Raw genomic sequence first — 4,750 nt, forward strand, 5'->3', positions numbered from 1 at the left:
CAACCCGCGCTTGCCAGGCAGGTTCCTGGAGATCCAACAGGGTGCTGACCCAACTGCCGAGGGAATCCACCAGCCGCAACGGCGCTGTCTCTGCTGCGGCCAGTGCTTCCGGCAAGGCGGCGCCACACTCCCGGGTCCGCCAACTGGCTGGTCGCCGGCGGCGGTGCCTTTGGAGACGCTGCTGCCAATCGGCATCCGCCAATGCGGCATCACCGGTGGCCAGATACAGCACCGGCTGCTGGCAGGTGGACGCCCAGGTGGACGTCAAGTGTTCAGCCCACTGGCTCTTGCCACTGCCACTGCCCCCCAGCACCAGAACCCCATGGCCGGCTGGGCTGTTGTGCAACGGCGTACTGTTCACATCAACCTCCGCCATTCATGTTCCGCAGTGTGGCCACCGATGAAGGGGAAACACGATTGAGATAGCGAAAGATCCAATACTTGAAGATTGTGGCCAGAATAACAGGGAATGTTGCCACAAATAAGCCAATAAAACCTGGATTGGGAGGTAGACCAAAGTGCTCCGAAATTCCCTGTAACAAAACATTCCATCCCTCAGGACTATGATAGCCAACGAACATGTCTGTGAACAGGATAATGACAAAAGCCTTGGCGCTATCGCTCAGGCCATACACAATCTCATCAAAAAAGCTGCGCAGCACCCGTAACTCTTCCCGGCACAGCAGGCAGACCAAGGCAAACCCCAGTACACCAAATCCATCCGCAAGGAGATTCTTGACGGCCGTGGTGCTCTCCCGCTCGTTCTCGGCTTGCAGTTCATCAGCCCTTTGCCGCAGGCTGGATTGCATGTCCTCAATGGACGGCACCGCCTCTCCCCGTAGCAGGGCTTCAAATTCCAGTTCCTCCTTGTAGATGCGCAACTTCTCCACAGCCCGCTCCTCCAACGTCCCTCGGGTGTACATGATCACGGGAACCGCCGGGGCAACGCGGTCCACCAGGGGACCCACCAGCAGGGTGCGGCTGAACTGCTGAAACAACAGCGGCGCCAACACCAGCAACAGCAGGACCCGCAGGGAGACCAGGGTGGAATCCCGCCGCCGCCGAAACCCTTCCACCGTGGCGGTTTCGCCGCCGGGTGCAAGGCGATCCTGCATCCGGGAAAAGAGACCCAGCAAACTGCGGGGCACCATCTCGGGCGCCTGGCTGAGACCTGAATCACGACCGGCGTCACCGGATGCCCGCTGACGGTAGGCGCCCACCACCTCCTCCACCAGTTGCAACTGCTGCAACTGGTCTGGCGTGAACTCCCGGCGGCAGGCCTGCAACTCCGGCAGGTCCCGCCTACACACGGCCATGGCCTGGCGAAACTGACTGGCCACCATGGCCAGCCTGCCGCTGTTGAGGTCAAGCTCCTGGTCAAAGCGGGCCAAATCCCCCTGGAAGTGCCGCAACTCGATGGTCTGAATCCGCAGCGCCGCCGCGGTGGCCGCCTCCAGCCGTCGCAGGCGAGCCTCCCTGCTCCGTCCCCCCACCAGACGTCCGAGCCAGCGGTTCAAGGCCATGGCAGTGAAGGGGTCAGCGGGAAAATACCCACCAGGTGAGCATGGGAATGACCGTCCCCAATCCAAGCAACACGGCCACCCAGGTCAGGGCGTTGCTGGCGGTTGTCTCCTCATGGCTGGGCACGTTGGAGCGCACAGCGGGCATGGCCGCCTCCAGCGCCGGTGGTCCGGGATCTTCTTCGCCAGCCAGAACGGTATCCAGCCGCTGCACACCCCGCAGCATGGTCATACGGTACCCTTCACCGCGGCGTAACTGGCCGGCCATGGTGTCCTCCGCGGTGCTTTGCAGCAGGTCGGGGGGAAGGCGGCTGGCCAAGGCGGGGCTGGCCACCAGGGCCACCTGGCCGGTCCTGGTTTCCACCAGCGTCACCAACCGCTCCCGGGGATCCTGTTGCCGCCAGCGCTCCAGCAGATCCGTGGCCACAGTGGCGGGGGTGCTGCCGTAGTCTACCCGCTTCAGGGTGACCAGGTTGGCCTCCACCCCGTAGCTGGTCAAGTCGGACAGGCGGCGGTTCAATTCTCCAGCCGCAGCGCGGCTCAACACCTCCGCCTGATCCACCACCCGCTCCTGCTCCGGCGGCGTGGCTGGCAGGTCAGCGGCCGTCATGGCCATGGACGGCGGCGCCAGCACCACCAGCCCCAGCACCAGAAGTCCCAGAAACCGTCCCATCGCCATCAGCCAACTCTATCCCGTCATACTGCCGTTCCCGGGCTGGGTGGGTCAATCCCGGCATCCCTGTAGGGCTTCTCCATGGAGCAACATCAACGGGGCTGCAGGGCATCGCGATACAGAATGGTCAACACGTGGGGGATGGCCTTGCGCTCAGCGGCATCCAGATCCATGGCCTGGGCCAAGTCTTCCAGGAAGCCTCCTCCTCGGGGGTGGTGCGATAATCGCTCCTGATCAGATTGCAAGCCACGGCAAAAGCTGTCAACTGCTGCTGCTGGTTGAGGGCGCCGGCGGCTTCCGCCATCAGGGGCCCATGGCCGTCCTCGCGGATGCGTCGCAAAAGCTGGTCGAACAGGGTTCCCATGGCCGTCTCGTCCATGTGGATGTAGGGATAGCGAAACTCCAGATCTCGTCGCAGGGCCCGGGCTTCCTCGCGGGTGCAAACGCCGTCGGAAGCGACGGCGGCAAGCGCAATGGCGGCAAAGGCTGTGCCGGTCTCCATGGTGGGAGTTGGGGGAGCGGTACTCCTATTGCAGCAGGGATGGCCATGGACTGCCAAGGTGGACACCCTATGGCGTCAGCAATCCATGACCACAGGAGCCCGCCTCAGCCTGTTCGCCGGCAGCATCGGCGCCCTGGCCCTGGCGTTGAACCACCTGACGGCAGGGGGCAGCCCGGCCAACGTGAGCCTGGGGCGCGCCGACGTGGTGGGCTCGCTGATGGCGGTCGGCCTGATGCTGGTGGGCCTCAACTGGACCAGCGTGGATCCCGCAGCGGAAAAACCGTTGACCCTCAGTGGAGAACAGGGGCTGCAACTGGCGGAGGGCCTGCCGGCCGGCGTTCGGGAGGAGCTGGGCTGGGGTTCCCAGATGCTGCTGTTGAACACTGCCGCTGTGGCCGTCCACTGCATCTGGAAGCAGCGCCTGCTGTTGAGCCGTGGCCTGCTCACGGGTGTGCCCTATCAGGAGGGACCCCTGGTGCAGCGGGTGCTCGGCAGCCAACGGCGCCTCTATCTGGTGAACCTGAAGCTCTTCCCCGCCCGCCGGGAGTTCACCTACTTGCCGGAGGGCACTCCTGCCGTGCTACTGGAACCCGTGGGATCCCAGGGGCTGCTGGTGGTGGCCGGCGCCAGCCCCCGTTGTTTTAACAGCGGGGATCTGGGCTGGGTGAAGGGTTGGACCGAGCGTCTGGGACTACGGCTGGACGAGGACGAGAGGGGCGGGGCAGCCATGCCCTGACAGGGATTTACAGGGTATCTTCCACAACCTGCTCCCTGGTGCGGGTCAACAGCAGGTCCACCACCTGACGCAGGGCCTCCTGGTGGCTGTCCCCTTCCTGGCGCCGTTGCCGGTAAAGATCCAGTTGGCGATCCGCGCAGGTTCCCTCCCGGGCCATGGCCAGGGCATGGCCCAACTCCGCTTCGCAAGCCAGCGCCCGGGCGTCCTGCGCCAGTTGGCCTTGGAGTTCCTCAAGGATGGGGAGACACTCCATCCTGCCCCCCTCGCAACTCTGGCGCCCCAAGGCGGCAAATACGCCATACCGTTGCGCAAGCCAACGGTCCTCCTCGATCAACTCGGTGAACGGCTCCGCCGGCAGCTTGCCCATGTGCGCCTGGCGCATGAGCCAACGGATCAGACAGGCATACAGGGCCACAATGGCCACCCCGTCCTCAATGCGGGTACAGACATCGCAGATGCGCAGCTCAATGGTGGGAAAGGCGTGGGACGGTCGAATGTCCCACCACAGTTCGCTGCCGTCCCGAATGAAGTCCATCCGCCGGTACGCGGCCATCATGCGGTCGTAGTCCGCCCGGGAATACAACGGGTTGGGCATCCCCGTGCGGGGCAGGGCCCCCACTAGGCTCAACCGGTAGGACTTGAATCCCGTCTCCCGCCCGCCGCTGAACGGGGACGACGTGGACAGGGCATGGAGCAGGGGCAGATAGCGGCGCAGTGCGGTCATCACCAGGATGCGGGTATCCGGATCGCCAAACCCGGCATGCACGTGCATGCCGCCAACGACAAAGTGGCGGACATTGTCCTGGAAGTTGGCGAGAAAGCGCTGGTAACGCTCACTGGGGGACACCTTCTGGGTCTGCCATAGGGCAAAAGGATGGGTGGAAGACCCCATGACCGCCGCCCCGTACCGCGCCGCGGCATCAATGACGATTCTCCGGGTGTCCCGCAGGGCCGTGCGCACCTCCGCCACCGAGGAGCAGGCCCTGGTGTTGGTTTCAATCTGGCAGCGGAAAAACTCCCGCACCACCTTGTGGGGACCGCAGGCGTTCCCACAGGTCTCAAAAATACCCCCATCGGGATCGGCCAACAGATCCCGGGATTGGGGATCCACGAGAAACAGTTCTTCCTCCACCCCCAAGGTGATGGGGAAGTGATCCCTGCTGTCCGTCATGGCGCATTCATCCTTCAATAACGCAATGTAACCCGTTGCAATGAACTGTACTGACCCGAACGCCTGCCCACCACCGACGGCTGTTGGTCGCCCCCCCAATTCCCGTGAAGCTCAGTGAGGAAGAGAGAGGAATTGCAGAGCATGACCC

The 4,750-nt window shown here is 63.9% G+C and carries 6 protein-coding genes; 1 reads left to right on the forward strand and 5 read right to left on the reverse strand.

The features are described 5' to 3' along the window. From BG35_RS0106550 to BG35_RS12735, 4 genes are all read right to left on the reverse strand, one after another. Positions 1-376: bifunctional adenosylcobinamide kinase/adenosylcobinamide-phosphate guanylyltransferase (locus BG35_RS0106550; RefSeq protein WP_025782201.1), on the reverse strand; the 376-nt coding region annotated here is incomplete at its 3' end. Continuing rightward, the gene (locus tag BG35_RS0106555) at positions 363-1,523 is read right to left on the reverse strand and encodes a proton extrusion protein PcxA (protein ID WP_025782202.1); all 1,161 of its coding nucleotides are present in this window, start codon (positions 1,521-1,523) and stop codon (positions 363-365) included. The genes BG35_RS0106555 and BG35_RS0106550, both read right to left, overlap by 14 nt. 13 nt (positions 1,524-1,536) lie before the next feature. Then, positions 1,537-2,199 carry a photosystem II repair protein Psb32 gene (psb32, locus tag BG35_RS0106560; RefSeq protein ID WP_051506191.1) on the reverse strand — a complete coding sequence of 221 codons (663 nt, stop codon included), beginning with the start codon at positions 2,197-2,199 and terminating at the stop codon, positions 1,537-1,539. A 121-nt stretch (positions 2,200-2,320) separates the two neighbouring features. Next, positions 2,321-2,695: a tellurite resistance TerB family protein gene (locus BG35_RS12735; RefSeq protein ID WP_051506192.1), complete on the reverse strand. Its 375-nt coding sequence runs from the start codon at positions 2,693-2,695 to the stop codon at positions 2,321-2,323. A gap of 85 nt (positions 2,696-2,780) precedes the next feature. Here BG35_RS12735 and BG35_RS0106570 point away from each other — a divergent pair, with 85 nt between their 5' ends. After that, on the forward strand, positions 2,781-3,431 hold the full coding sequence (locus BG35_RS0106570; RefSeq protein ID WP_025782204.1) for a cofactor assembly of complex C subunit B: 651 nt from the start codon (positions 2,781-2,783) through the stop codon (positions 3,429-3,431). 7 nt (positions 3,432-3,438) lie between these two features. Here the strand turns inward: BG35_RS0106570 and BG35_RS0106575 are convergent, their stop codons facing one another. After that, positions 3,439-4,602: a carboxylate-amine ligase gene (locus BG35_RS0106575; RefSeq protein WP_025782205.1), complete on the reverse strand. Its 1,164-nt coding sequence runs from the start codon at positions 4,600-4,602 to the stop codon at positions 3,439-3,441. Positions 4,603-4,750: the final 148 nt, after the last annotated feature.

The sequence above is a fragment of the Candidatus Synechococcus spongiarum SH4 genome (assembly GCF_000586015.1).
Classification (GTDB): domain Bacteria; phylum Cyanobacteriota; class Cyanobacteriia; order PCC-6307; family Cyanobiaceae; genus Synechococcus_B; species Synechococcus_B spongiarum_F.